31 protein-coding genes and 2 pseudogenes are annotated in these 25,932 nt (G+C 61.3%); 30 read left to right on the plus strand and 3 right to left on the minus strand.

Going from position 1 to position 25,932, the window contains the following annotated elements; all coding sequences use genetic code 11:
• Nucleotides 1–14 precede the first annotated feature (14 nt).
• Nucleotides 15–323: a 30S ribosomal protein S10 gene (gene rpsJ / locus DW899_RS00440; protein WP_022094184.1), complete on the plus strand. Its 309-nt coding sequence runs from the start codon at nucleotides 15–17 to the stop codon at nucleotides 321–323.
• 116 nt (nucleotides 324–439) lie between these two features.
• On the opposite strand, the gene DW899_RS00445 is transcribed toward rpsJ, so the two are convergent.
• Nucleotides 440–1,216 (minus strand): biotin--[acetyl-CoA-carboxylase] ligase, encoded by a 777-nt coding sequence (locus tag DW899_RS00445; protein ID WP_117716439.1) that lies wholly within the window; start codon nucleotides 1,214–1,216, stop codon nucleotides 440–442.
• Nucleotides 1,217–1,390: 174 nt separating this feature from the next.
• Here DW899_RS00445 and DW899_RS00450 point away from each other — a divergent pair, with 174 nt between their 5' ends.
• The 25 genes and pseudogenes from DW899_RS00450 (at nucleotide 1,391) to rplX (ending at nucleotide 20,028) form a co-directional block, all read left to right on the plus strand.
• Nucleotides 1,391–2,350: a 3-oxoacyl-ACP synthase III family protein gene (locus DW899_RS00450; protein WP_117646091.1), complete on the plus strand. Its 960-nt coding sequence runs from the start codon at nucleotides 1,391–1,393 to the stop codon at nucleotides 2,348–2,350.
• Nucleotides 2,351–2,402: 52 nt separating this feature from the next.
• Nucleotides 2,403–2,639: an acyl carrier protein gene (locus tag DW899_RS00455; protein ID WP_006235019.1), complete on the plus strand. Its 237-nt coding sequence runs from the start codon at nucleotides 2,403–2,405 to the stop codon at nucleotides 2,637–2,639.
• Between the two features lie 2 nt (nucleotides 2,640–2,641).
• Entirely contained in the window at nucleotides 2,642–3,586 is a 945-nt protein-coding gene (gene fabK / locus DW899_RS00460) for an enoyl-[acyl-carrier-protein] reductase FabK (protein ID WP_117716438.1), read from the plus strand.
• Nucleotides 3,574–4,500 (plus strand): ACP S-malonyltransferase, encoded by a 927-nt coding sequence (locus DW899_RS00465; RefSeq protein ID WP_117799712.1) that lies wholly within the window; start codon nucleotides 3,574–3,576, stop codon nucleotides 4,498–4,500. The genes fabK and DW899_RS00465 overlap by 13 nt, the downstream gene beginning before the upstream one ends.
• Before the next feature lie 30 nt (nucleotides 4,501–4,530).
• A complete protein-coding gene (gene fabG, locus DW899_RS00470) occupies nucleotides 4,531–5,304 on the plus strand; it encodes a 3-oxoacyl-[acyl-carrier-protein] reductase (RefSeq protein WP_117799713.1) in 774 nt (257 codons plus the stop codon).
• 39 nt (nucleotides 5,305–5,343) lie between these two features.
• Nucleotides 5,344–6,591 carry a beta-ketoacyl-ACP synthase II gene (gene fabF / locus DW899_RS00475; RefSeq protein ID WP_117563765.1) on the plus strand — a complete coding sequence of 416 codons (1,248 nt, stop codon included), beginning with the start codon at nucleotides 5,344–5,346 and terminating at the stop codon, nucleotides 6,589–6,591.
• A 3-nt stretch (nucleotides 6,592–6,594) separates the two neighbouring features.
• A complete protein-coding gene (gene accB, locus DW899_RS00480; RefSeq protein WP_117629227.1) occupies nucleotides 6,595–7,068 on the plus strand; it encodes an acetyl-CoA carboxylase biotin carboxyl carrier protein in 474 nt (157 codons plus the stop codon).
• 9 nt (nucleotides 7,069–7,077) lie between these two features.
• On the plus strand, nucleotides 7,078–7,500 hold the full coding sequence (fabZ, locus tag DW899_RS00485; protein ID WP_099432064.1) for a 3-hydroxyacyl-ACP dehydratase FabZ: 423 nt from the start codon (nucleotides 7,078–7,080) through the stop codon (nucleotides 7,498–7,500).
• A 10-nt stretch (nucleotides 7,501–7,510) separates the two neighbouring features.
• The gene (locus tag DW899_RS00490) at nucleotides 7,511–8,854 is read left to right on the plus strand and encodes an acetyl/propionyl/methylcrotonyl-CoA carboxylase subunit alpha (RefSeq protein WP_117647602.1); all 1,344 of its coding nucleotides are present in this window, start codon (nucleotides 7,511–7,513) and stop codon (nucleotides 8,852–8,854) included.
• Nucleotides 8,841–10,565 (plus strand): acetyl-CoA carboxylase, carboxyltransferase subunit beta, encoded by a 1,725-nt coding sequence (accD, locus tag DW899_RS00495; protein ID WP_117655032.1) that lies wholly within the window; start codon nucleotides 8,841–8,843, stop codon nucleotides 10,563–10,565. The genes DW899_RS00490 and accD overlap by 14 nt, the downstream gene beginning before the upstream one ends.
• Nucleotides 10,566–10,605: 40 nt before the next feature.
• Nucleotides 10,606–11,820 (plus strand): PTS fructose transporter subunit IIB, encoded by a 1,215-nt coding sequence (locus DW899_RS00500; protein ID WP_117799714.1) that lies wholly within the window; start codon nucleotides 10,606–10,608, stop codon nucleotides 11,818–11,820.
• Nucleotides 11,821–11,969: 149 nt separating this feature from the next.
• Nucleotides 11,970–13,124 (plus strand): cation diffusion facilitator family transporter, encoded by a 1,155-nt coding sequence (locus DW899_RS00505; protein ID WP_117799715.1) that lies wholly within the window; start codon nucleotides 11,970–11,972, stop codon nucleotides 13,122–13,124.
• A gap of 39 nt (nucleotides 13,125–13,163) precedes the next feature.
• Nucleotides 13,164–13,790 (plus strand): histidine phosphatase family protein, encoded by a 627-nt coding sequence (locus DW899_RS00510; protein ID WP_117799716.1) that lies wholly within the window; start codon nucleotides 13,164–13,166, stop codon nucleotides 13,788–13,790.
• A 449-nt stretch (nucleotides 13,791–14,239) separates the two neighbouring features.
• On the plus strand, nucleotides 14,240–14,860 hold the full coding sequence (gene rplC / locus DW899_RS00515) for a 50S ribosomal protein L3 (RefSeq protein WP_035137484.1): 621 nt from the start codon (nucleotides 14,240–14,242) through the stop codon (nucleotides 14,858–14,860).
• Nucleotides 14,861–14,906: 46 nt separating this feature from the next.
• On the plus strand, nucleotides 14,907–15,533 hold the full coding sequence (gene rplD / locus DW899_RS00520; RefSeq protein ID WP_006235032.1) for a 50S ribosomal protein L4: 627 nt from the start codon (nucleotides 14,907–14,909) through the stop codon (nucleotides 15,531–15,533).
• Nucleotides 15,534–15,821, plus strand: coding sequence for a 50S ribosomal protein L23 (gene rplW / locus DW899_RS00525; RefSeq protein WP_022094197.1), 288 nt, complete (start codon nucleotides 15,534–15,536; stop codon nucleotides 15,819–15,821).
• Between the two features lie 179 nt (nucleotides 15,822–16,000).
• Complete coding sequence (rplB, locus tag DW899_RS00530; protein ID WP_055250219.1) at nucleotides 16,001–16,831, plus strand: 50S ribosomal protein L2; 831 nt, start codon at nucleotides 16,001–16,003, stop codon at nucleotides 16,829–16,831.
• A gap of 32 nt (nucleotides 16,832–16,863) precedes the next feature.
• On the plus strand, nucleotides 16,864–17,124 hold the full coding sequence (rpsS, locus tag DW899_RS00535; protein ID WP_006235035.1) for a 30S ribosomal protein S19: 261 nt from the start codon (nucleotides 16,864–16,866) through the stop codon (nucleotides 17,122–17,124).
• A gap of 14 nt (nucleotides 17,125–17,138) precedes the next feature.
• Entirely contained in the window at nucleotides 17,139–17,510 is a 372-nt protein-coding gene (gene rplV / locus DW899_RS00540; protein WP_006235036.1) for a 50S ribosomal protein L22, read from the plus strand.
• Nucleotides 17,511–17,516: 6 nt separating this feature from the next.
• Nucleotides 17,517–18,227 carry a 30S ribosomal protein S3 gene (gene rpsC, locus DW899_RS00545; protein ID WP_006235037.1) on the plus strand — a complete coding sequence of 237 codons (711 nt, stop codon included), beginning with the start codon at nucleotides 17,517–17,519 and terminating at the stop codon, nucleotides 18,225–18,227.
• Nucleotides 18,227–18,622 (plus strand): annotated as a pseudogene (gene rplP / locus DW899_RS00550) (50S ribosomal protein L16); the annotation flags it as partial. The gene rpsC and the pseudogene rplP, both read left to right, overlap by 1 nt.
• A gap of 107 nt (nucleotides 18,623–18,729) precedes the next feature.
• The gene (gene rpmC, locus DW899_RS00555; RefSeq protein ID WP_006235039.1) at nucleotides 18,730–18,945 is read left to right on the plus strand and encodes a 50S ribosomal protein L29; all 216 of its coding nucleotides are present in this window, start codon (nucleotides 18,730–18,732) and stop codon (nucleotides 18,943–18,945) included.
• A 16-nt stretch (nucleotides 18,946–18,961) separates the two neighbouring features.
• Nucleotides 18,962–19,222, plus strand: coding sequence for a 30S ribosomal protein S17 (gene rpsQ, locus DW899_RS00560; RefSeq protein WP_006235040.1), 261 nt, complete (start codon nucleotides 18,962–18,964; stop codon nucleotides 19,220–19,222).
• A gap of 118 nt (nucleotides 19,223–19,340) precedes the next feature.
• The gene (gene rplN, locus DW899_RS00565; RefSeq protein WP_006235041.1) at nucleotides 19,341–19,709 is read left to right on the plus strand and encodes a 50S ribosomal protein L14; all 369 of its coding nucleotides are present in this window, start codon (nucleotides 19,341–19,343) and stop codon (nucleotides 19,707–19,709) included.
• Nucleotides 19,710–19,722: 13 nt separating this feature from the next.
• Nucleotides 19,723–20,028, plus strand: a complete 306-nt coding sequence (gene rplX, locus DW899_RS00570) for a 50S ribosomal protein L24 (RefSeq protein WP_117799717.1) — start codon at nucleotides 19,723–19,725, stop codon at nucleotides 20,026–20,028.
• 767 nt (nucleotides 20,029–20,795) lie between these two features.
• On the opposite strand, the gene DW899_RS10720 is transcribed toward rplX, so the two are convergent.
• Entirely contained in the window at nucleotides 20,796–20,897 is a 102-nt protein-coding gene (locus DW899_RS10720) for an IS3 family transposase (RefSeq protein WP_231501554.1), read from the minus strand.
• A 292-nt stretch (nucleotides 20,898–21,189) separates the two neighbouring features.
• Nucleotides 21,190–21,297: pseudogene (locus DW899_RS10725) on the minus strand (hypothetical protein); the annotation flags it as partial.
• On the opposite strand from DW899_RS10725, the gene DW899_RS00580 reads away from it, so the two are divergent.
• From DW899_RS00580 to DW899_RS00595, 4 genes are all read left to right on the plus strand, one after another.
• A complete protein-coding gene (locus tag DW899_RS00580) occupies nucleotides 21,254–21,571 on the plus strand; it encodes a 5'-methylthioadenosine/S-adenosylhomocysteine nucleosidase (protein WP_229026325.1) in 318 nt (105 codons plus the stop codon). The pseudogene DW899_RS10725 and the gene DW899_RS00580 overlap by 44 nt on opposite strands.
• Nucleotides 21,572–21,798: 227 nt before the next feature.
• Nucleotides 21,799–24,540 (plus strand): PRD domain-containing protein, encoded by a 2,742-nt coding sequence (locus tag DW899_RS00585; protein WP_117786162.1) that lies wholly within the window; start codon nucleotides 21,799–21,801, stop codon nucleotides 24,538–24,540.
• A gap of 123 nt (nucleotides 24,541–24,663) precedes the next feature.
• Nucleotides 24,664–25,137, plus strand: coding sequence for a PTS sugar transporter subunit IIB (locus DW899_RS00590; RefSeq protein WP_055287016.1), 474 nt, complete (start codon nucleotides 24,664–24,666; stop codon nucleotides 25,135–25,137).
• 9 nt (nucleotides 25,138–25,146) lie between these two features.
• Entirely contained in the window at nucleotides 25,147–25,932 is a 786-nt protein-coding gene (locus DW899_RS00595) for a PTS sugar transporter subunit IIC (protein ID WP_117563755.1), read from the plus strand.

Genomic DNA, 25,932 nt, shown 5'->3' on the forward strand with positions numbered 1-25,932 from the left:
TTTGGAGGTTTAAGTTGGCTACCCAGAAGATCCGCATTCGCCTCAAGGGCTATGATCACGAGGTCGTCGATCAGTCCGCGAAGCTCATCGTCGAGACCGCTCAGAAGACCGGCGCTCGCGTTTCCGGTCCTGTCCCCCTGCCCACCGAGCGCAACCTGTACACGGTTATCCGCTCGCCGCACGTGAACAAGGACTCCCGTGAGCAGTTCGAGATGCGCACCCACAAGCGCCTCATCGACATCCTCGACCCCACCTCGGGCACCGTTGATTCGCTTATGCGTCTCGACCTCCCCGCTGGCGTCGACATCGACATCAAGCTCTAAGCGATATCGCTCATAGCTTAAAGGGCCCCGCTGCCGTTACGGTAGCGGGGCCCTTTTGTTTTGCATGATGGGTTTGGATCGCCGGGTAAGGCTGCCGAGCGGCTGGCTGTGGCGACCTACTCACTCAAGGGGCGCAATGACGCTTCCTCAAAATGGAAGGATCGCACGCCGTCCTCCGTTTCGATGCACGCACGACCAAAGCCATCGACCGTTTTAAAGATGCCTCGCGCCAGCTCGTCACCGGCAGGGGAGCGGGCGATAACGTGCTTTCCAATCCAATTGAGGTGAGCGACATATTCGCCGTGGACGGGCGCGAGCGGTCCGGTGTTTTCTTCCATGGCGTTGAGGCGTTCTGCCCAGGCATCTATAGCGTCTATAACTGCGTGATAGACCTCATCGAGGAGCATGTCGACAGCTGGAACGTTCTCGTTAAGGTTCGAGAGACCGATTGCCGGCAGGCCGCCATCGGGCACCTCTTGGGGCGCATAGTTCACATTGACACCAATGCCACAGACGGCGAAAGGTTTGCCTTCGTTATCGCGTGCGGCCTCGACCAGAATGCCGCCGAGTTTGCGTCCACGCGCGACCAGGTCGTTGGGCCATTTGAGGCCAATCTCGTTTGCAAGACCCTGTTTTTCGAGCGCCTCGAGCACCGCTAGGCCGCTGACGGCAGCAAGACCAGAGTACTTCGCAGGATTAACGCATGGACGCAGGACAATCGAAAGCAATAGGTTGCCGGCGGTTGAATCCCACTTGTGGCCGCGCCGGCCGCGTCCTGCTGTCTGAGCCCGGGCGGCAAGTCCTGTGCCGTGCGGCGCTCCCTGTTTTCCTGCTTCGAGCAGGTCATCGTTGGTCGATCCGGTTACGTCGACTATCGTTAATTTGGCATCCATAACGGCTGCTACCTCCTTAATGAATAAGTGAATAACGCAATGGTGTCGAGAGAGACACAATGTGAAGCCTTTGTCGCATTTGGACAATTTAATGTTAACACGTTAACAACGACTGAAATGCGCTATCCTCTCTTGGTCGATGTAAACACGTCAACAACTCAAAGGAGGTTAGTGATGGGTTTCACGATTCTTGGAACAGGCTCGGCGCTTCCTAAGCGCAGTGTTTCCAATGACGAGCTGTCCGAGTTCCTCGATACCTCGGATGAGTGGATTTTTACCCGCACAGGTATTAAGAGTCGCCACGTCTGCACCACCGAGTCACTTGACGACCTTGCCGTAGCGGCGAGCGAGCGGGCACTTCAGGTGTCCGGAATCGACGCGAGCCAGTTGGATCTGATCGTCTGCTCGACGACGACGGGTGACCACCTTGTTCCCGCCGAGGCGTGTGCCGTTGCTGAGCGACTGGGCGCGACGTGCCCTGCCTTCGATGTCTCGGCTGCCTGCGCCGGCTTCGTATTTGCGCTCGATGTTGCCGAGGGCTATATCGCCCGAGGACGAGCCAAGCATGTGCTTGTCGTTGCCGCCGAGCAGATGACGCGCGCGCTCGACTGGACCGACCGCGCCACCTGTGTGCTCTTTGGCGATGGGGCAGGCGCCGCGGTGATTGAGGCTGGGGGAGACAGCCCCCTTGCCGTTGAGCTTTCGACGGCGCCCGACGTCGAGACGTTGTGCGTTCCCGGTCTGGTCGGCACCTCGCCGTTTAAGGCCTCCGCAGATAGCGAGAGCGTGCTGTCCATGAATGGCCGCCGCGTGTTCAAGTTCGGCGTCAACGCGATTTGCGACACGGTCCATAAGCTTGCGAGCGATGCGGGCATTTCGGTCGAGGACATCGACCATTTTGTATTCCATCAGGCTAACGAACGAATCCTGAGTCAGGCGGTCAAGCGCCTCGGTGTGCCAGACAAGCGCGTGGTTCGAACGCTGCGCGAGACCGGCAACATTTCGAGCGCATGCATTCCGCTTGCCCTCGACCGGCTGGCAAACGCCGGTGCACTTCACACGGGCGACACCATCGCCCTCGTTGGATTTGGCGCCGGTCTGGATATAGGTGGCTATCTACTTCGTTGGAAGTAGTCGCACATAGGAAATAAAAACGCCCCTAGGGCACAAACAAAGGAGAACTACCATGGCAGATCAGAAGACCTTCGAGCGCGTTTGCGATGTTATCCGCGAGACCGCCGGTCTTGACGACGTCGAGATGAAGCCCGAGTCCACGCTCGAGGAGATTGGTCTCGACAGTCTGGGCACCGTCGAGATCCTCGTCGCCGTTGAGGACGAGTTTGGCATCCAGCTCGATACCGAGGAGAACCCCAAGACGGTCGGCGAGTTCGCCGATACGGTCGAGGCGGCATTGGAGAAGTAGAGATGCTCAAGACTCCTCTCTGCGATCTGATCGGCATCGAAAAGCCCGTGTTCCAGGGCGGTATGGCCTGGATCGCCGACGCCTCGCTGGCGTCCGCAGTGTCCGAGGCGGGCGGCTTAGGGATTATCGCGGCCATGAACGCCGACGCCAACTGGCTGCGCGACCAGATTCATGAGCTGCGCGCCAGGACGGATAAGCCCTTTGGCGTCAACGTCATGCTCATGAGCCCGTTTGCCGACGAGGTCGCGCGGGTCGTGATTGACGAACGGGTGCCGGTCGTCGTGACGGGTGCCGGCAATCCCACCAAGTACATGAAGGCGTGGAACGAGGCGGGCATCAAGGTCATCCCGGTCGTTGCCTCGGTGGCGCTGGCGCGTCTCGTGGCGCGTCGTGGAGCCACTGCCGTGGTTGCCGAGGGTACCGAATCAGGCGGCCATATTGGCGAGACCTCGACGATGGCACTGGTGCCACAGGTTGTCGATGCGGTCGATATTCCCGTGGTTGCGGCTGGCGGTATCGCCGATGGCCGCGGCGTGGCGGCCGCCTTTATGCTGGGCGCCGCCGGCGTGCAGGTGGGTACGCGCTTTCTGATCGCAGATGAGTGCACCGTATCGGAGCAGTACAAGGAGATGGTCCTGAAGGCCAACGACACCTCGACGCGTGCGACCGGCCGCTCGACGGGACACCCGGTGCGTGCCCTCAAGAGCCCCTTCACTAACGCCTACGCCAAGAGCGAGGCGGCGGGCGTAAGCGTCGAGGAGCTCGGGGCCATGGGCACGGGCGCCCTTCGCAAGGCCGCCAAGGACGGCAATTACGAAGAGGGCTCGTTTTTGTGTGGACAGATTGCCGGCATGGTCAACGAGCGCCAAAGTGCACGTGAAATCGTTGACGACCTGGTCGATGGCGCCGAGCACGTCCTGAAGGGTGCGTGCGCATGGGTGGCGTAGCGTTTCTGTTTGCCGGCCAGGGCGCCCAGCACCCCGCGATGGGCGTCGACCTGATCGAGGCATCGCCGGCGGCCGCCGAGGTGTTCGCCATTGTCGACGAGGTGCGCCCGGGGACCAGTGAGCAGTGCCGAAGCGCCTCCAAGGAGGAACTCTCGCAGACCGAGAACACGCAGCCGTGCGTGTTCGTTCACGATCTGGCAGCGGCTGTCGCCCTGCGTGAGCGCGGCGTGGTACCTGCCGCCTGTGCGGGTTTTTCGCTTGGCGAGGTCGCCGCGCTCACCTTTGCGGGGGCGTTCGATACGCGAGCGGGCTTTGAGCTCGTGTGCGAGCGCGCGGCGCTGATGGCCGCGGCTGCCGAGCGCCATCCGGGCGGCATGCGCGCCGTCATCAAGCTCGATGCGGCGCAAGTCGAGAACCTGGCAAAACAGGCCGGCGAGGACTGCTGGCCGGTCAACTACAACAGTCCGCAGCAGACGGTTGTTGCCGGAGCGCCCGAGGCGCTGCAGGAGCTCGACGTCCTAGTAAAAGAGGCTGGCGGCCGCGCTATGAAAGTCGCGGTGTCGGGCGCATTTCATAGCCCCTATATGGCCGAGGCGACTGAGGGGCTGGCGACGTATATCCAAGCCGGCCACGCGCCGTCACCGCTGCTGATTCCGGTCATGGCAAACATGACGGCGGCGCCCTATCCGGCGGACCCGCGAGCGGCATCGGATGTCTTGGCCAATCAGGTGAGTCATGCCGTTCGTTGGGTCGACACGCTGCATGCTCTGCAGAATCAGGGCATCGACACGTTTATTGAGGTCGGCCCTGGCAAAACGCTGTCGGGCCTGGCCAAGCGTACGCTGAGCGACGTTCGCGTGTATTCGTGCGAAACGGCCGAGCAGGTCGCAGCTATTGCCGACGAGCTCGCATAGTCCACAGGGCTGTAACCCGAAAGGAATGACATGGGCAACTTGAACAACGGCGCGCTCGAGCGCAACGACTCACGTCGTGTGGCACTGGTCACGGGCGGCTCGCGGGGTATCGGCCGCGCCTGCGCTGTCGGTCTGGCGGAGGACGGCTTTGATATCGCCGTCGTCTATGCCGGCAGCGTCGATGCGGCGCGCAAGACGTGCGAAGCCTGTGAGGCGGTTGGCGCCACGGCACGCGCATATCAATGCGACGTGGCCGATCCCGCTGCTGTCAACGCGTGCGTGGAAGCGGTCCTCAACGACTTTGGTTCCATTTGGGCGCTCGTCAACAACGCCGGCATCACCCGCGATGGCCTGCTCATGCGCATGGGCGATGACGCATTCGATCGCGTGCTCGATGTCAATCTCAAGGGAACATTCAATATGACGCGCGCGCTCACCAAGACCTTTATGCGCCAGCGCGGCGGTTGCGTCGTCAACATGAGCTCGGTCGTGGGCCTGATGGGCAATGCCGGACAAGCCAACTACGCTGCTTCCAAGGCGGGCGTGATAGGGCTTACCAAGGCGGTGGCGCGCGAGCTTGCGCCTCGTGGCGTACGAGCGAACGCGGTCGCTCCCGGGTTTGTCGAGACAGATATGACGGCAAAGCTCTCGGAGAAGGTGCGTACGGCAACCGAGGAACAGATTCCCCTTAAGCGCATGGCATGTCCCGAGGAAGTGGCCGGCGTGGTGCGCTTTTTAGCGAGTGATGCGGCTGCCTACATTACGGGCGAGGTCGTGCGCGTCGACGGCGGAATGGCGATGTAGAAACCAGGGCCGAAGAACGGCTTGGATGAGGAGACCATGATGGAACAGAGAGTTGCAATCACCGGCATCGGTGCCGTATCGCCGCTCGGCAACACCGCGCTTGCCACCTGGGCGGCCATGTGCGCCGGGACCTGTGGCATCGGCCCGATCACGCACTTCGATACCGATGCGTTTACCGTCAAGGTGGCGGCCGAAGTCAAGGGCTTTGACGGCAACGAGTACTTTGGCAAGCGTGACGCCAAGCATCTCGATCCCTGCGTTCAGTTTGCGCTGGTGGCTTCGGACGAGGCCATGCACGATGCGGGCTTTGATGCCGAAGGCGCCATCGATCGCGAGCGCCTGGGCGTTTACGTGGGGTCGGGCGTGGGCGGCATGCAGACGCTCGTCGACAACGTCCATACGATTGCCGACCGTGGGCCCCGCCGCGCATCGCCTTACATGATCGCGATGATGATCCCCAACATGGCATCGGGCAATATCGCAATCCGTCACAAGGCAAAGGGACCGACCCTGCCAGTCGTGACTGCGTGCGCGACCTCGGCCCATGCGGTGGGCGAGGCGTTCCGTGCTATCAAGCACGGCTATGCCGACGCGATCCTCGCGGGCGGTGCCGAGGCGGCCATTATCCCCGATGCTGTTGCAGGCTTTACGTCCTGCCGCGCATTGACCACCAACCCCGATCCCGCGACGGCCTGCCGCCCGTTCGACGCAGACCGCGATGGCTTTGTGATGGGTGAGGGCGCCTGCGTGCTGGTACTCGAGAGCATGGAGCATGCGCAGGCGCGCGGTGCGCACATTTATGCCGAGGTCGTGGGCTACGGCAACACCGATGATGCCTATCACATTACGAGCCCCGACCCCGATGCCGCCGGCATTGCCCGTGCGATATCGCTGGCGGTAGCCGAGGGCGACGTCAAGCCTTCCGAGGGTCTCTACATCAACGCCCACGGCACCTCGACCAAGCTCAACGATTCGTCCGAGACGACAGGCATTAAGCGGGCGCTCGGCGAGGACGCGGCGCGCGCCGCACATGTCTCGTCGACCAAGTCGATGACGGGGCACATGATCGGTGCCACGGGGGCCATTGAGGTCATGGCCTGCGCCATGGCACTCGAGCAGGGCGTGGTGCCGCCGACCATTAACTACCACACGCCCGATCCCGCCTGCGATCTTGATTACACGCCCAATCGCGCGGTTCGCGCCGACCTTACCTGGGCGCTTTCGACCAACCTGGGCTTTGGCGGGCACAACGCCGCCATCGCGCTGCGTAGATATACGAGGAGCTAGAGCATGGATTCCAAAAGACTTGCCGAGATAGCCGATGTGATGGAGGACCGCGGCCTCACGCGCGTACGCGTTGAGGAGCCCGATGGCACCGCGGTCGAACTCGAGCGCGCGAGTGTGGCGCAGCCGGTTGCCGTGCCCATGCCTATGCCGAGCGCCATGGCCGCTCAAGTTGCAGCTCCCACAGTCGCGCCTGCCGCACCGGAACCCGCCACGCAGACACCTGCCGCCGCGCCGGAGCCCAAGGGCACCGAGGTGACTGCTCCCATGGTGGGCGTCTTCTATGCTGCCCCTGCGCCGGGCGACGAGCCGTTTGTGCGCGTGGGCTCCAAGGTCAAGGCCGGCGAGACCCTCTGCATCATCGAGGCCATGAAGGTTCTCAACGAGGTGACGGCCGAGGCAGACGGTGAGGTGCTCGAGATCTGCGTGGCCGACGGCGACCTCGTGGAGTTTGGCAGCTGCCTCATGAGGATCGGATAGGTGATATCCATGAACAAAGAAGAGCTCAAGAAGCTGTTACCGCATCGCGAGCCGATGCTTTTGCTCGACGAAGCCGAGCTGGTGGGCGACGAGGCCCACGGCAAGATCACGATTACAGGCGACGAGTACTTTTTGCAGGGACATTTTCCGGGAAACCCGGTCGTTCCCGGCGTGATTCAGTGCGAGATGCTCGCCCAGAACTGCTGCGTGCTGCTGATGGGCGATGAGGAGGCGCGCGGCGCGACGCCGTTCTACACGAGTCTGGACAAGGTGCGCTTTAAGCGTCCGGTGCGCCCGGGCGACACGGTGGATCTGGTGTGCTCCATCACGCGTGCGCGCGGGCCGTTCCGCTTTGCGACGGGTACTGCGAGCGTCAACGGTGAGGTTTGCTGCCGCGCCGATATGTCTTTTGCACTCATGCACGAAAGTTAAGGAAGGCTCCATGTTCGACAAAGTGCTCATCGCCAACCGCGGCGAAGTCGCGGTCCGTGTTATCCGCGCGTGCCGCGATATGGGCATCAAGACCGTCGCCGTTTATTCCACGGCCGATGCGGACGCGCTACACGTGCAGCTTGCCGACGAGGCGTATTGCATCGGCGGCCCGCGTCTTGCCGAGAGCTACCTCAACGACGATGCCGTGCTCACCTGTGCCGTAAAGTCGGGAGCTAAGGCAATTCATCCCGGCTATGGCTTCTTTTCCGAGAAGGCGAGCTTCGTGCGCGACTGCGACAAGTTCGGTCTGGCGTTTGTCGGTCCTTCGGCCGAGGTGATCGACAGCATGGGCGACAAGGACGCCGCACGCCGAACGGCCGCTGCTGCGGGCGTGCCCATCGTGCCGGGCTGCGATTTGCTCAAAAGCCCCGAGGAAGCAACGGCCGAGGCCGAGCGCATCGGCTGCCCCGTGCTTATTAAGGCGCGCGCGGGCGGCGGCGGTCGCGGTATTCGCAAGGTCGAGCGCGTGGAAGATGCGGCAAAGGCGTTCATCGAGGCGCGTGCCGAGGGTGAGGCCGTTTTTGGCGACGGCGAGTGCTACATGGAGAAGTTCGTTGCGCCGGCGCATCACGTTGAGGTACAGATTATGGCCGATAAGCAGGGCCATGTGTTTTCGCTCGGCGAGCGCGAGTGCTCGGTGCAGCGCCGCAACCAAAAGCTGATCGAGGAGAGCCCCGCGCCGTGCCTCGACGGACGCGATGATATTCGCGCGCGCATGCACAAGGCCGCGCGCGACCTGGCTCGTGCCGTTGGCTATGAGGGCGCTGGCACCATCGAGTTTTTGTACTCAGATGACGGCAATTTCTACTTTATGGAAATGAACACGCGCTTGCAGGTGGAGCATCCGGTTACGGAGTTTGTGACCGATACCGACCTGGTTAAGTGGCAGCTGCGCGTGGCTGCCGGCCAGCCTCTGCCCTTTGAGCAGGAGGACGTACCGGTCCGCAACCACGCCATGGAGTGCCGCATCAATGCCGAAACGCCGGACTTTCTACCGTCATGTGGAACGGTCACCGCATTGCGTGTGCCGGGTGGTCCGCGCGTGCGCTGGGATTCCGCCATGTTTACCGGAGCGAAAGTTCCGCCGTACTACGACTCCATGCTCGGCAAGCTCATCGTGTGCGCGCCCACGCGTGACGGTGCCATTCGCAAGATGCGCTCGGCCCTGGGCGAGCTCGTGATTGAGGGCGTGAGCGAAAATAGCGAGCTTCAGCTCGACGTGCTGGCAAACGACGAGTTTTTGTCGGGCATGTATCACACCGATCTGATGGGGCATCTCTATGCTGATGAATAGAAAAGCGAAGACGGTCAATGTCCTTGAGGGGCCGATAACCGAGTCGTGCGCCGAGTTCCCCGCGCGCCACGTGTTTGTCAAATGCCCGGAGTGCCGCCGTGTGATCGATGAGGCGCGCCTGCACGACAACCTCGAGGTCTGCCCTCGTTGCGGCAAACACTTTCGCGTGAGCGGTCGCGCGCGCATGCGCATGACGGTCGACGCGGGTACCTTTGAGGAATGGGATGCCAATCTGGCGTCGAAGGACTTCCTCTCGTTTCCCGGTTATGCCGACAAGCTTAAGAGCGTGAGCGAGCGTTCGGGCGAGCGCGATGCCGTTGTGTGCGGCAGGGGCAAAATCTGCGGCTGCGATACCGCGCTCTTCTTTATGGATGCCAACTTTATGATGGGCTCAATGGGCTCCGTGGTGGGCGAGAAGATCTGTCGTGTCTTTGAGCGCGCGGCCGAGTTGGGGCTGCCGGTCGTTGGCTTTACCGTATCGGGCGGCGCCCGCATGCAGGAGGGCGTGACCTCGCTCATGCAGATGGCCAAGATTTCTGCGGCGGTTAGGCGCCACAGCGAGGCGGGCGGCCTGTATATCACGGTGCTCACCGATCCCACGACCGGAGGTGTAACCGCGAGCTTTGCCATGGAGGGCGACATTATCCTGGCCGAGCCCGATGCCCTGACGGCATTTGCCGGCCCGCGCGTGATCGAGCAGAACATGCACAAGCGTCTGCCCAAGGGATTCCAGCGTTCCGAGTTTTTGCTGGAGCACGGCTTTTGCGATGCCGTTGTTCCGCGTGGTGAGATTGCGCTCACGGTAGGCGAGCTGCTGGCGCTGCACGAAGGGCACGCGCCCGGCCTGGGGGCACCGCATGAGATCGTGCATACGGGTCGTCGCGACAAAAAGCTGGGACACTTGTTTAAGCGCTCGGTCGCACCAAAAAGCGCGCTCGAAATCGTCAAACAGACTCGCTCGGCGAACCGCGCCACGGCAGGCGAGATGATCTCGTTGGGTCTCGACGGATTCGTAGAGCTGCACGGCGACCGCTACTTTGGCGACGATGCTGCCGTGGTGGGCGGCATCGGCTGGAAAGACGGGCGACCCGTGACGGTTATCGCCATCGAGCGCGGTACCACGACCAAAGAGCGCATGCGTCGCAACTTTGGTATGGCACATCCCGAGGGCTACCGCAAGGCACGTCGCCTGATGCACCAAGCCGAGAAATTTGGTCGGCCGGTTCTGTGCCTGGTTGATACTTCGGGCGCGTTTTGCGGCATCGGTGCCGAGGAGCGCGGCCAGGGCGAGGCGATTGCCCAGAATCTCATGGAGATGAGCGGCCTTAAGACGCCGATTGTCTCGGTGGTGACAGGCGAGGGCGGCTCTGGTGGCGCGCTGGCGCTGTCCGTGGCCGACCGCATCCTGATGCTCTCAAGCTCGGCCTATTCGGTCGTGAGCCCCGAGGCCTGTGCGTCGATCCTGTGGAAGGATACCGAGCGCGCGAATGAGGCCGCTGAGGCGCTTAAGCTCACGGCCCCCGATCTGTTGGCGCTCGGCATCATCGACGGCATTGTCGACGATAGGGGCCTGTCGCATGAGGAGATCGCCGGTGCCGTCATGTCCTCGGCATTTGATGCCTTCGATACGCTTGGGCAGCTCGACGACGCGACCCTCACAAACCTCCGCTACGAAAAGTACCGCGCAATCGGTCAGTACCGCACGATGTGACAAAGGGACAGCCCGCATGTCACATTGGGAAAGGCGTTCCATGTCACAAGTTTCTAACACCTCGTTTACAACGACGGTTTCATCAAACGCCATGGCCGTGGTGGACTATCTGTCCAAAAGCATGATGTCGGCGCTGCCGTTTATTGTTTGCGCGGCGTTGTTCCGCACCGCCGCCGTCGTTATGGGCGAAGGCATGCTGGGCCTGTGGTCTGCCGATTCCGAAATCTATCGCCTGTTCTACAGTTGGCTCTATAACGCCGGCTACTACTTTTTGCCCATTTATCTTGGTTGGGCGGCCGCCCGCCAGCTCGGTTGCTCGGAGCAGCTGGGCATGATGCTGGGCGGCGTATTGATTGCGCCTGATCTGCTTAAGTTCGTCGATGCCGCATCGACGACGGGGGCATCGATGACTTCCGTGTATGGTCTGCTTCCCGCGCCGGCCAACGATTACACGACGACTGTTATTCCGGTTCTCATCTCGGTGCCCGTGCTATGGCGAGTGGAGTGTTTCTTTTCGCGCATTATCCCTCAGGCCGTGGCGTTTTCGTTCGTTCCGTTTGCGACCATGCTTGTCATGGTTCCGGTTTCGTTGTGTATCACGGCGCCGGCGGGCAGCTATCTGGGCATGCTGTTGGGCCAGCTTATGTTTATGCTTGGCAATTCCGGTGCCATCGTGTCGCTGCTCACGCTCATGGGGCTTGCCGCGGGCTGGGAGTTTCTTAAGATCGCGGGTATCAGCAACGTTGTCCTATCGCTTGCGTACGCGCAGTTTATGAGTGTGGGAACGGATTCGTGCATCCTGATTGCCGCGACGATGGCGACGTTCGCCGTTTGGGGCATGCCTTTTGGCGCGTCGCTTCGCGTTGCGGATAAGGACGAGAAGGCGCTCATGCTGGGCTATTCAATCTCGGGTGTTCTTGGCGGCGTAAGCGAGCCGGCGCTGTACGGTTGCGGCTTTAAATATGGCAGGTGCCTGACGTGCATGGCCATTGGCGGCGCCGTCGGAGGCCTTGTTGCGGCCGTGGGCCACGTTACGGCCTATACCATCGGCATGACGAATGTCCTCATGGTCATTGGCTTTGCCACAGGTGGTTTTTCGAACCTGGTGTGGTGCTGCGTTGCCGGCGGTGTGGCATTTGCGGTGTCTGCGGCGCTGAGCTACTGCTTTGGCGTGGTGCCGGCGAAGGGGCAGGTGGCAGAAGACGAAGCCGATTCGCCCGAAACCTCGAAGAGCGTGGCCGAGGCAAGCGCATAAATCGATTGACAAAGGGGCAGTCCCGCATGTCACATTCCAAGGCCGTGGCCCGTGTGGGCGCGGCCTTTTTGTATCTGGAGGACAAAGTGGCTACACTACAATCCGTTTGAGCAATAGATATATAGGTAGTACCGTGGGGGCGGATGTAGATGGTCGAGTGGATTGTTAAGCGCGCACAGGGTGACCGTGCGCGCGTGGGCACGTTGGCGGGCGTGGTGTGCATTATCGCCAATGTGGCACTTTGCGCTGCAAAGGGCGCAATTGGCGTGCTGTCGGGGTCGGTTTCGATTGTGGCAGACGCCATGAACAACCTGTCCGACGCCAGCTCAAACATCGTGAGCGTGCTTGGCTTTAAGCTGGCGAGTAAGCCCGCCGACCCCGAGCATCCTTACGGCCACGGTCGCTACGAGTACCTCTCGGGTCTAGTCGTGGCGGCGCTCGTGCTGCTGATTGGCGTTGAGCTGGTGAAGTCGTCGGTGGAGCGAATTGTCAACCCCGAGCCTGTCGAGTTCTCGCTTGCCCTGGTGGCGGTTCTAGTGCTTTCGATGGTCGTAAAACTCTGGATGGCGGCCCTCAACCAAAAGCTCGGCGATCGCATTGAGTCCGAGACGCTGCATGCGACCGCGCAGGATTCCAAGAACGATGTCCTTGCCACAGGCGCTGTGCTGGTGTGCGCAATTGTTTCACAGGTGACGCACATCAATCTTGACGCATGGGTCGGCCTTGCCGTTGGCGCCTATATTGGCTGGAGCGGTTTTGAACTCATCCAGGATACGGTGAGCCCGCTTTTGGGCCAGACGCCCGATCCTAAGCTGGTCAAGCACATTCGAGACAAGATCATGAGCTACCCCGGCGTTTTGGGCGTTCACGATCTGATGGTTCACGACTACGGCCCGGGCAGGAAGTTCGCAAGCGCTCACGCTGAGATGGCAGCCGAGGCAAGCCCGCTGGAAAGTCACGACACGCTCGATAACATCGAGCAGTCGTTTAGGAACGAAGACGGCATGATTGTCACACTTCACTACGACCCCATCGTGACCGACGATCCAAAGGTGGCGAGCATGCGCTTGCGCATCAACGCTATGGCTCAAGAGATCGATAGCCGCCTTTCGATTCATGATTTGCGCTGCGTGCCGGGCCCCACGCACACCAACGTGATTTTTGACTGCGTGCGTCCCTCGGATCTGCAGATGAGTGCCGAAGACGTAAAGCACGCGCTGGTACAACGGGTCGAATCGGAATATCCCAAGTCGATTGCCAAGATTACGATCGACGAAGACTACGTAGGGCATACCCACGAGTAGGGCCGAGCCGATAAAGCAAATGATGCAGAAGGGGAGAGCATGAAGAAGCTATATCTACTCCGCCACGGCCAGACAGAATTCAACGTCAAAAAGCTGGTCCAGGGCCGCTGCGATTCACCGCTGACCGACCTGGGCCGCAAACAAGCGGGAATGGCAGCCGCATGGCTCAAAGCCCACGGCGTCGTCCCCGACAAAGTGGTCTCATCACCCTTAGGCCGAGCCATGAACACGGCAAGTCTCGTCGCATACGAACTCCTCGGTCCGGACGCCGCAGTCGAGCCCTGCGAAGGCATCATCGAGCGCAGCTACGGCTCCTTCGAAGAGGGCCCGCACGACGCGCTACCTACCGACGTCTGGGATCCCGGCGAGGATCTGGTCCCCTTCGGAGGAGAAGGAAGCCGCGCGCTGCAAGAGCGCATGGTAGGCACCCTCACCAATCTCATGGGCTCCGAGGGCATCGAAACCCTCCTAGCAGTAAGCCACGGCAGCGCCAGCCGCCAATTCATCAAGGCTGCAGCCCCAGAGGGCTTCGAGCTCCCAGCAAAACTCCCCAACTGCGCCATCATGATTTTCGATTTCGATGAGGCAAAGCTACAAGCAGAAGGCGAGCCAATGCAATGTAAGTTCACCCTCCAGCAAATAGTGGACCCCCAACAAAGTAATTAGCTGAGCGAGCAGAGTTAAGCAGACATCAACGTGTCGTCTCCCGAGCACGGCGGAGGGCCGGAGAAATATATTAAGGTCATCGCGAGTTCCGCACGCAAAGGAGAGCACTTAATGTGCTCTCCGTCTTGCGCAGGACTGTAGAGCAGGGACCTTAATATATTTCTCCGGCCCTCCGCCGTGCTCGGGAGCCATCCACGCACTTTACCTGCGTGAACAATGTGAGTGAAATATGAATCTCGATGGATACGCCCGCAGCCGTGTATACTAAACAGCTGTGTGAAACCAGGGGAGTATTCTGACTGGACAAAATGCCTGCTTAATAGGGTTGTCAGGTAGTCCGGGCGTAATACAAGACTGGGGAGCACGTCGTGTAAGTAGTGGTCCTCTAGGGGCGTACGCTCGGTGGTGTACGCATTGTCCCAAGACCACGCGAGAGTTGGGATCATATCTTGATCAGCATGATTCTCGGCCGCAAGATTGGCATGACCCAGGTTTGGGACGAGGACGATAACGTCGTTCCCGTCACGGTCATCCAGGCTGGCCCCTGCGCTGTCTCGCAGGTTAAAACTCAGGCAACCGACGGCTATGACGCCGTCCAGATCGGTTTCGGCGACATCAAGGCCAAGAACGTGAACAAGCCCATGGCTGGTCACTTCGCCAAGGCTGGCGTCGAGCCTGTCCGCTTCCTTCGTGAGGTCCGCGTCGAGAACGGCGAGGAGCACAAGGTCGGCGAGGTCGTCACCGTCGCTGATTTCGCTGATGTCGAGAAGGTCGACGTCATCGGTACCTCCAAGGGTAAGGGCTTCCAGGGTCGCATCAAGCGCTGGGGTCAGCGCCGCGGTCCTATGACGCATGGTTCTCACTTCCAGCGTCACCCCGGTTCTATCGGTCAGTGCGCCTATCCTGCGCGCGTCCTCAAGGGCGTCAAGATGGCCGGTCACATGGGTAACGAGCGCGTTACCGTCAAGAACCTTTCCGTTGTCCGCATCGATGCCGAGCAGAACCTCATCTTGGTCAAGGGCGCTGTCCCGGGTGCCAAGAATGGTCTCGTCGCCATCCGTATGGCCTAAGGGCCCAGCCCATTTAGCCCAGCGTCATACCAAGGAGAACACTTAAATGGCAAAGTTTGAAGTAAAGAACAGCGAGGGCAAGAAGGTCGCCGAGGCCGAGCTCGCCGCTGAGGTGTACGGCATCGAGCCGAACATCCACGTTATGCACCACATCGTCAAGTGCCAGATGGCCTCTTGGCGTCAGGGCACCCAGTCCGCTAAGGGCCGCTCTGAGGTTTCCGGCGGCGGCAAGAAGCCTTGGCGTCAGAAGGGCACCGGCCGTGCCCGCCAGGGTTCCATCCGTGCTGCCCAGTGGCGTCACGGTGGCGTTGTCTTCGCCCCCAAGCCCCGTTCCTACGCTAAGCGTATGAACAACAAGGAGGTCAAGCTGGCTATGCGCTCCGCGCTGTCCGCCAAGCTGGCCGATGGCGAGCTCGTGCTCGTCGACGACTACGGCTTCGAGAAGCCTTCCACCAAGGCTGCCGTCGCCATGCTCAAGGCTCTCGGCCTTGAGGGCAAGCGTCTGACCATCATCGTTCGCGATGAGGACGTCAACGCCTACCTGTCGTTCCGCAACATTCCCAAGACGTTCATCATCACTGCTGACGAGGCCAACACCTACGATCTCGTCAACAACAACGCTGTGCTGATGCCCGCCGACATCGCCGCTCACTTCGGGGAGGTGCTTGCATAAATGACCGCCCACGAGATCATCATCCGTCCGATCGTGTCCGAGCGTTCCTTCTCCGGCATGGAGCTGAACAAGTACACGTTCGAGGTCGCCAAGGATGCTAACAAGTATCAGATCAAGGACGCTGTCGAGGAGATTTTCGGCGTCAAGGTCGTTCGCGTGAACACCCTGACGGTCAAGCCCAAGACCAAGCGCGTGCGCTATGTCGCCGGCAAGACCCGTTCTTGGAAGAAGGCCATCGTCACGCTGGCCGAGGGCGACACCATCGAGGTCTTTGGCAACCAGGCCTAAGACTCGCTGCTGTTGAGTGAGCTCATGCCTCCCAAATAGGGGAGGCGGGAGCTCAAGGTTTTGGGCGTATAAAATGGACACGCCCGGAACCGTGTATACGTCCGGTGTCATCGCACCCGAGGCAGAACCTCGAATCCCTGTCTGCGATGGCTAACGGATTCCTATTGAAAGGGATTGTAATGGCTGTAAAGCACCTTAAGCCGACCTCCGCTGGTAGGCGTTGGCAGACGATCTCCGATTTCTCCGAGATCACCTGCACCAAGCCCGAGAAGTCTCTTCTCGAGCCCCTGCCCAAGAAGGCCGGTCGTAACAACAACGGCCGCATCACCACCCGCCACCAGGGCGGCGGCGTGAAGCGTCGTTACCGCGTGATCGACTTCAAGCGCAACAAGGACGGCGTGCCCGCCAAGGTTGCCACGATCGAGTACGATCCGAACCGTTCCGCTCGCATCGCTCTGCTGCACTACGCTGACGGTGAGAAGCGCTACATCCTGGCCCCCAAGGGCCTCGAGGTCGGTCAGACCATCATGTCCGGTTCTGACGCCGACATCAAGCCGGGCAACGCTCTGCCCCTCGCCGACATCCCCGTCGGTACGCTCATCCACGCCGTCGAGTTCCAGCCGGGCAAGGGCGCCGCTATCGCTCGTTCCGCCGGTAACTCCTGCCAGCTGATGGGTAAGGAGGGCAAGTACGCTATCGTCCGTATGCCTTCCTCCGAGATGCGCCGCATCCTCGTTACCTGCCGCGCCACCGTCGGTGAGGTCGGCAACGCCGATCACGCCAACATCGTCATCGGCAAGGCCGGCCGTAAGCGTCACATGAACGTGCGCCCGACCGTCCGCGGTACCGTCATGAACCCTGTCGACCACCCGCACGGCGGTGGCGAGGGCAAGAACCACACCTCTGGTCGTCCCTCTGTTACCCCCTGGGGTAAGCCGACGAAGGGCCTTCGTACGCGCAAGAAGAAGAAGGTCTCGAACCAGCACATCATTCGTCGCCGTAAGAAGTAATTTCGGATACCGAGTTTTAGGAGAAAGCACTTATGAGCAGAAGTCTCAAAAAGGGCCCGTTCGTGGAGACTCGCCTTCTCTCGCGTATCACCGCGATGAACGAGGCTGGCAAGAAGGACGTCGTGAAGACCTGGTCCCGCGCGTCCACCATCTTCCCCGAGATGGTTGGTCACACCATCGCCGTCCACGACGGCCGCAAGCATGTGCCCGTGTATGTTACCGAGTCCATGGTTGGTCACAAGCTCGGCGAGTTCGCGCCGACTCGTACGTTCCGTGGCCACAAGGCCAAATAGGGGGTTAACCGTAAATGGCAACTAAGTCTATTGAAACTGAGGCCACCGAGGTTCGCGCCGTCGCTAAGTACGTGCGTGTTTCCCCCAGCAAGGCCCGCCTGGTGGTCGATCTGATCCGCCGCAAGCCTGTCGCTCAGGCCTTCGACATCCTCCACTTCTGCGACCGCGCCGTCGCCGTGGATGTCGAGAAGGTTCTCCGTTCCGCCGTTGCGAACGCCGAGAACAACAACGGTCTGCGTGCCGACAACCTGGTTGTCGCCGCTGCCTATGTTGACGAGGGTCCGACGCTTAAGCGCATCCGTCCCCGCGCCAAGGGTTCCGCTTCTCGCATTCTGAAGCGTACTTCCCACATCACCGTCGTCGTTGCTCCTCGAAAGGAGGCGTAAAGCTGTATGGGTCAGAAAGTCTACCCCACCGGCTTCCGTCTTGGCATCACCGAGAACTGGCGCTCCCGCTGGTTCGCAGAGAAGGATTACGCTAAGACCCTCGGTAACGATCTCGAGATCCGCAAGTACCTCGAGAAGCGTCTTTCCCGCGCAGCTGTCTCCCGCGTCGAGATCGAGCGCGCTGGCGACAAGGTGAAGGTCATCATCCTCACCGCTCGCCCCGGCGTTGTCATCGGTAAGAAGGGTGCCGAGATCGATACCCTCCGCACCGAGCTCGAGAAGGTCGCTGGCGTCTCCAAGGGCCAGCTCTCCGTCGACGTTGTCGAGATCAAGCGCCCCGAGCTCGACGCCAACCTCGTTGCTCAGTCTATCGCCGAGCAGCTCGAGGGCCGCGTTGCCTTCCGTCGCGCTATGCGCAAGGCTGTCCAGTCCGCCCGCAAGGCCGGCGCTAAGGGCATCCGTATCCAGTGCTCCGGTCGTCTCGGCGGTGCCGAGATGGGCCGTCGTGAGTGGTACCGTGAGGGTCGCGTGCCTCTGCACACCCTCCGTGCCAAGATCGACTACGGCACGGCTGTCGCCAGCACCACCATGGGCGCTTGCGGCGTGAAGGTCTGGATCTACCTGGGCGAGAAGCTCCCGGGCCAGCCTGTTCCCAACCCTGCACTCGAGGGCTCTTCCCGTCCTCGTCGTCGTAACTCCGAGAGGAGGGGTCAGTAGTGCTTGCCCCTAAGCGTATTCTTCACCGCAAGGTGCAGCGTGGCTCCATGAAGGGCCAGGCCAAGGGTAATACCGAGCTGCATTTCGGCGAGTTTGGTATCCAGGCTCTCGAGGCCCATTGGATCACCAACCGTCAGATCGAGGCCGCTCGTATTGCCATGACCCGCTACATGAAGCGTGGCGGTCGTGTCTACATCACGATCTTCCCCGATAAGCCCATCACCAAGAAGCCTGCCGAGACTCGCATGGGTTCTGGTAAGGGTAATCCCGAGGAGTGGGTGGCCGTCGTCAAGCCCGGCCGCATCATGTTCGAGGTCAAGGGCGTGCCCGAGGAGGTCGCTCGCGAGGCTCTGCGTCTTGCACAGCACAAGCTTCCCATCAAGACCAAGATTGTTGCTGCCAAGAACGCTGAGCAGCGCATCGAGAAGGAGATGGCTGAGGAGGCCGCTCTCGAGGCCAAGTGGGCTGCTGAGGACGCCGCCGCCGCCAAGGAGGAGAACTAATGAAGCCCGCAGAGATTCGTGAGCTCTCGGACGCTCAGCTCGTTGAGAAGCTGAAGGAAATGCGCGCCGAGCTCTTTAACCTTCGTTTCCAGATGGCCACCAGCCAGCTGGACAACACCGCTCGCGTCAACACCGTGAAGAAGGACATCGCTCGCGTCCTCACGGAGCAGCGCGCCCGCGAGATCGCAGCGGAGAAGTCCGCTGTCGCCGAGTAGGACCTAAGGAGAGAACATGACTGATTCGCGTAACTCGCGTAAGGTCCGTACGGGTGTCGTTACCTCCGTCTCCGGTGCCAAGACCATTGTTGTCACCATCACCGAGCGCAAGCGTCACCCCAAGTACGGCAAGATGATGACCAGCTCCAAGAAGCTGCACGCTCACGACGAGGAGTGCACGGCTGGCGTGGGCGACACCGTCCGCGTTATGGAGACCCGTCCTATGTCCAAGATGAAGCGTTGGCGCCTCATCGAGGTCGTCGAGCGCGCTAAATAAGCAGTCGCTCTTACGACTTGTACGTTTCCGAAGATGTGCGTATGCCTGGCTTGCATACCACGGGCCGTATAAAGGCTGCGCACCTCTCTTCGGTTCTTAGTTCGGAGGAACATCTACCATGATTCAGATGCAAACCATGCTGAACGTCGCCGACAACTCCGGCGCTCGCAAGATTCGCTGCATCAAGGTGCTTGGCGGTTCCAAGCGTCGTTATGCAGGCATCGGCGATGTGTTCATCGGTGCTGTCCAGGAGGCTACCCCTGGCGCCAACGTCAAGAAGAAGGACGTTGTCCGTTGCGTCGTCGTTCGCACCGTTAAGGAGATCCGCCGCAAGGATGGCTCCTACATTCGCTTTGATGAGAACGCCTGCGTTGTCATCAACAACGATGGTTCGCCCGTCGGCACCCGTATCTTCGGGCCCGTCGCTCGCGAGCTTCGTGACAAGAAGTACATGAAGATCGTCTCGCTCGCTCCCGAGACCCTGTAGTTAGGGGAGATATATGTATATCAAGAAGGGCGATAAGGTCCAGGTTCTCTCTGGTAAGGATCGCGGCAAGCAGGGCGTTGTCCTGCGTGCTCTCCCCGCCGAGAACAAGGTCGTTGTCGAGGGCGTTTCGGTCGTCAAGAAGGCCGTCAAGCCCAACGCTGCCAACCAGCAGGGCGGCATCGTTTCGCAGGAGGCTCCCATCGACGCCTCCAACGTCAATCTCGTTTGCCCCGAGTGCGGTAAGGTTACCCGCGTCGGTCACGAGAAGGACGGCAAGAACAAGCTGCGTGTCTGCAAGAAGTGCAGCCACAAGTTCTAAGTTGCCCGCAACATCAAGTTGCTAGCAAAGGCCCGGATGCCACGGCACCCGGGCCTTTTTCTATCCCTACTCGATGGCTTCGGTTCTGCCGTCCTGTCATTCCGGTTGCATCCAGTTTTCGGTGCCGTCTCGAATCGAGTGCCGCCAGGTGACACCCTGTCGCGTTTCGTCGGCTTCGGGGACAAAAGTCGGGACAACTCCAAAAACTATTTTCGAACTCAGGGCTTTGAGTTTTTGTTTTTGTCCCAAAGGGCGCGGCGGGATGCCTTTGGAGGCTCGATAGCGCCGAAAACGCCCGTTTTGAAACTTAAATGCCTTTTCGCGTGCAAGCCGCCAGCTGCAATAGGAAGTGAATCAACGCAGGTGGCTTTCAAGCAGTTTGCAAAACTGCAGGTCGCAGGTTTTCATTGCCAGTAGGAGAAATGAGTAGTCTCAGGTGGCTTGCCCATGAGTTGACGAACGGGATTTGAGATTACGCTGACGTCCGGAAACGCTTCGAGCACGTCGTTACGTTTTTGGGATTTGGGCGTAGCCCCTGCACCCGCGAGCGCGGGCCTTAAGCCCGCCGAGAGGGTGACGCGTCGAAAACGAAGGGGAAAGAGAGAAGGGGCCGTCCCTATCATTCAGGTTGCGACCGAAGAAGACAAGGAGACCCCCTGAGCCTGAATGATGCCCCACAGACCGCGTCCGACCGAGCTCAAGCCGAGCTTTTCCTGACGTCCGCCTTCGCGAAGATGATGGCTGGATCGGCTATGGATTGGCAACACTTATTTGGACGATTCCGGGAGGGACGGCCCCGCCTCCCTGAACTCGACCGGCGACATGTAGCCCAGCGTCGAGTGGATCCTGAAGTTGTTGTACCAGTGCACGTAATCCAAGAGCTTGGCTCGGCGCTCGTGCGTCCCTCCTCGGTCCTTCGGAGTGGCCGACGATCTCCCCGTTGCAGAGGTCGACGAGCAGGCAGACGTAGTTCCACGACGCCCCGACGCGCACGCAGGCCAAGTCGCTGCATATATGGGTGCACGGCGCCCTGCCGCCGAAGCCGCGCGCGACGACGTTCGACACGTCGGCCTCGTTGACCGCCCCGGGGTGCACCTTGAACCTCTTCCTGCCGTATGCGCCGGCCAGGCCGTTCTCCCTCATGATGCGGCAGACGCGGCGCCGGCTGACGGTAACGCCCGACCTCCCGGGCGACGCCTTGATCTTGCGCGATCCGTTCCGGCCCTTGCTGGCGGCGTGCGCCGCCGCGGCCGCCGTCGCCCCCGACATTAAGGTCCTCAAGGGCCGCGTCGTCTCCGGCGACCAGTTCGTCTCGCCCGCGGAACAGAAGGAGCGAATCCTCGCGACCTTCGGCGACCTGTGCTGCGAGATGGAGGGCTGCACCATCGCGCAGGCCGCCTATCTCAACGGCGTGCCCCTCGTCGTCGTGCGCGCCATCAGCGACAAGCCCTGCGCCGAGGGCCGGGTCGTCGACTACAACACCTTCGAGAAGAAGGCCGCCTGCGACTGCGCCCGCATCGCCGCGCGCATGGTTAAGCTTTAGGCCCTGCGCGCCGGGGCCCTTCTTTATGTTGGGACCCCGGCGCGCCGGGGCCCTTTCCAAAGCGAAGTGTCGAGCCGAAGTGTTGAGCGTCGGCCCTGAATGTTCAATGGCCGTTGTTTTCTGCCCCTCAAGTGGTGGACTTTTCCTCGGAGCTGTTGATTCCCCCACGCGCCCCCTTCCGTTCTCTGTTCTCCCCTTATACTCCTTGTACGAGGAGGTAAGAAGTCATGGACAAGACCACACAGGACAGCTTGGCAAAGAAACCCGTCGACATGAGGGACAGGATTCTCGAGCATCTCGAGGCCCTCACCTCTGCCGTCTCGCTCGACGACCTTGCCCGTCTGTCCACCTCCGACATCGCCGAGACGCTCATCATCTCCAGGAGCCTGGCGAGCCAGTACCTCAACGACCTTGTTCGCGCCGGTCTTGTGGTTAAGGTGGCGGGCAGGCCTGTCCGTTATTTTCATCGCCGCGCGTTCCAGAAGCGTTTTCAGGTAAAGCTCTCTGCAAGCGAGTACGCCTCGCTCGCCGACCTCATCCAAGCGACGGGAATCGCCGATCACCGCGACTTCGCGCGTGCCGTGGGCTTCGACATGAGCCTCAGCTCCGTTGTCGAGCAGTGCAAGGCTGCGGTTCAGTACCCTCCGTTTGGCCTGCCCATCCTCTTGAGCGGCGGCGTGGGTGTCGGTAAGTCTTTCCTTTCTCGCCTTGTGTACGAGTACGGCAAGAACCAGGGCTTGCTGTCCCGCGACTCCTCCTATGTGCGCATCGACTGCGCCGGGGTCCCGGACGCCGCCTCGTTCAACGGGCTTCTTGACGAGTCGATCGCGAAAGCGCGCGGGGGTGTGGTCTTTGTCAACGGCATCGAGGCACTCTCTCCCTCTGCGATGGAGCACTGCCTTGCGACGGCCCTCGGGCTCGATGCCTCCCAGGATGCGCCGCGCGCTCGCCTCGTTCTTTCGACGACGCTTTCCGCCGATGACCTGAAGGTTTCCTCGGCCTACAGCAAAATGCCCATCTGTGCCCGCGTCCCCTCACTCAAGGAGCGGACCCCCGAGGAGCGCGAGGATCTCATCTTGAGCTTCCTGCGCAGCGAGGGGTGCCGAATCGGTTCTGATGTGAAGATCAGCCGCGGCGCATACCGTTGCCTCGTGAACGCGGACTTTTCCGATAACATCGCCGGCTTGCGCGCCTGCGTGACGAACTGCTGCGCCAAAGCGTTCCTCAATCGCGAGGGCGACTACGTCGTCGTTCGCCCGTATCTTCTTCCCAGCGGGCTCCTCTCCTCCGCGCAGATCGATCAACAGCCCGACGATGGCGTTCTGATCGACGCGTCTCTGGATGCCGCCGAGAGCACAGGGCCGGTCGAGCAGGCGCTCGATGCCCTGTGCTCCCTCGATGAGCGATTCTGCGCCGGGGAGCTCTCTGTCTCCGAGCTTGTCTCGCAAGCTGTCTCCGCTGTGCGCGGCGTTGAGGATCACTTGATTTTCGACCACGGCGTCGCCTCCTCGAGGTCGCGCGCCTTCGAGCGCGTCGTGGGCGCGGTCCTTGCCGACGCAGGCTCTTCTTATGGCATCGAGCTTTCGAGGAAGGTCGCTTTTCTACTGGCCCAGGAGATTTGCCTGCAGTTGTGGCCGGGTATCGGCCTGGCTAAGCGAAAGTCTGCCTGTGCGGAGCAAATCTCCCATCTCCTCGGTGCCGTGACCTCCGAATTGCCGTTTGCCTCGAGTGTCTCCGATCAGGTCGCCGCAGACGTGGAAGGGGCGCTGGGAATCTCGCTCGATCACTTCACGAAGACGCTTCTGACGCTGTGCGTCGCATCGGAGTCTCGCGATGCGAAGGCCCTTCGGACGCTCTGCGTCATCTTGTCCCACGGCTACTCAACGGCGACGAGCATCGCCGACGCGGCGAACCGTATGCTCGGCATGCATGTGTACGAGGCTGTCGACATGCCCTACGACCAGCAGCTGAAGGACATCGTCGGTCCGCTCCAGCGCCTCGTCGACCGCCATTCCTACTGCACCGGGGTCGTGTTCCTCGTCGACATGGGCTCCTTGGAGGAGGCCTATAAGGCCCTCGAGAACGTTACCGACTCCACTATCGGCGTGGTGAACAACGTCTCTACCGGTCTTGCGCTCGAGATCGGGGTCGGGCTGCTCGGCGGCAAGTCCATCGCCGAGGTTCTTGGCGATGCGACCGCCGCGTGCGTGACGCACTGCAAGATGATCGAGCGCGTCAACCGTGAGGACGCCATCGTCTTCTGCTCCGAGTCCGGGGTCGACGCCGCGGAGAGGATACGCCAGCTCGTCTCGCAGAGCCTCCCGCGCACCATAGGCGCGCGCCTGCTCACGAGGCCCTTCAAGCAGCTCGTCGCGAACGGGTCGAACGACGCCGTTTTCTCCGAGCACCGCGTCTGTGCCGTCATCGGCACGGGAGACCCCGGGGTCGCCTCCGTCCCCTTCGTCGCCCTCGAGGACATCATGTCGACGGCGTCCGCCTCTAAGGTTGATGCCGTGTTCGGCAGGTGGCTTGACGCTTCCGAGCTCTCTTCTTTCCACGAGAAGCTGCTCTCGAACATGACGCTGCAGAACGTCATCCGCTCCATCACCATCCTCGACCCGGAGCGGCTATTCCATGAGATCGAGAGCGCCGTGCACGAGCTTCAGCGCAGGACAGGCGAGAAGATCGGCAGTAACGCCATCATTGGGCTCTACGTTCACCTCTGCTGTCTCGTCGAGCGCCTTGTTACCAGAAACCCCATTGAGACCTACGTTGGCCAGGACCGCTTCGAGGAGGAACGCGCCGATTTCATCGAGTCCTTCAGGCAGAGCTTCTCGAGCATCTCGACGCGCTATCGCGTAGAGGTTCCCGTAAGCGAGATCGCATATGTCTTCGACTACATAAGCGTGAGCGCCGCCCCGGCGCGAGAAGAGCGCCTCGGCTCCTCGGACCTCCTGCTCGACGAGTGACCTTCCCCGCGCCGCCGCAAGCTGACCGCGCGTCCTCAATAATCCGATAACCCCTTGCCCGGCGCGAATCCGGATAGCGCCGAGGCAGTACCGAACGTAAAACTTCATTTGATAGGAGCAAACATGAGTGTTGTTATGGCACGAATCGACAATCGCCTGCTTCACGGCATCATCGTGACGCAGTGGGCCCCGGTGTCGGGCGCGACCCGAGTCATGGTCATCGACGACAAGGTCGCCGGCGACGAGGTCCTGAAGTCCACCATGAGGATGGCGCGCCCCGCGGGCATGGCCGTCTCGATCATCTCCGAGCAGACTGCGCTCAAGAACTTCGCGGCGGGCAAGTACGACCGCGAGAAGGTCTTTGTCATCGCCAAGGAGCCCGAGACGATCCTTCACCTGGTCGAGTCGGGCATCGAGCTCCCGTCGCTGATCGTCGGCGGCTCTCTTGTCAAGGAGGGCGGCGTCCAGCTCACCCAGCGCGCCTATGCCTCCGCCGAGAACGTCCAGAGCTACAAGGCGCTCATCGCCCGCGGCGTCAAGGTGACGGCACAGTTCGTGCCCGCCGACAAGCCCGTCTCCGTCGCCGACCTCATCTAAGGAGGGATCATGGTCAACTTCACTATCCTGCAGGTCGTCCTTTTGACCCTGCTGGCCTTCATCAAGCACGTGGACTACTACGGCATCCCGATGATCTTCGTCAACTATGCCGTCTTCTGGGGCCTTATCACCGGTGTCGTCATGGGCGACTGGCAGACCGGTCTCGTCATCGGCGGCACCATCCAGCTCATGCAGCTCGGCGTCGCGGGCTTCGGCGGCTCGTCGATTCCCGACTACGGCACGATGGCCATCATCGCCACAGCCTACGGCGTGACCCTGGGCGCGGACACGGGCCTCGCCATCGGCCTGCCGGTCGGCATGCTCGGCATCCAGCTCGACGTCATCGTCAAGATCCTCAACGGCTTCGTCGTCGAGAAGTCCCAGAAGTTCTGCGACGAGGGCAAGTTCAAGCAGATGAACGCCATCCTGTGGGTCTGCCCCGTGCTCTTCGGCCTGTGCGCCGCCCTGCCCGTCTTTGTCTCCGTGACCCTCGGCCAGCCCGCCGTCAACTGGCTCCTCGAGGTTATGCCCCAGTGGTTCCTTTCCGGCCTCACCCTCGCCGGCAAGATGCTCCCGGCCGTCGGAATCGCGATGCTGCTGCGTTACATGCCCACCGGCAAGTACTTCCAGTACCTGCTCGCCGGCTTCTTCCTCTCGGCCTTCCTGAACGTGCCCATCATCGGCGCCGCCATCGTCGGCTTTGCCCTCGCGATCGCGTTCTACCAGCGCGCCGAGAGGGACACCGAGCTCGCCGCCCACGCTTCCGCAGACGCCTTCATCGGAGAGGATGAGTAA

The sequence above is a fragment of the Collinsella sp. AM41-2BH genome, assembly GCF_003468085.1.
GTDB lineage: Bacteria > Actinomycetota > Coriobacteriia > Coriobacteriales > Coriobacteriaceae > Collinsella.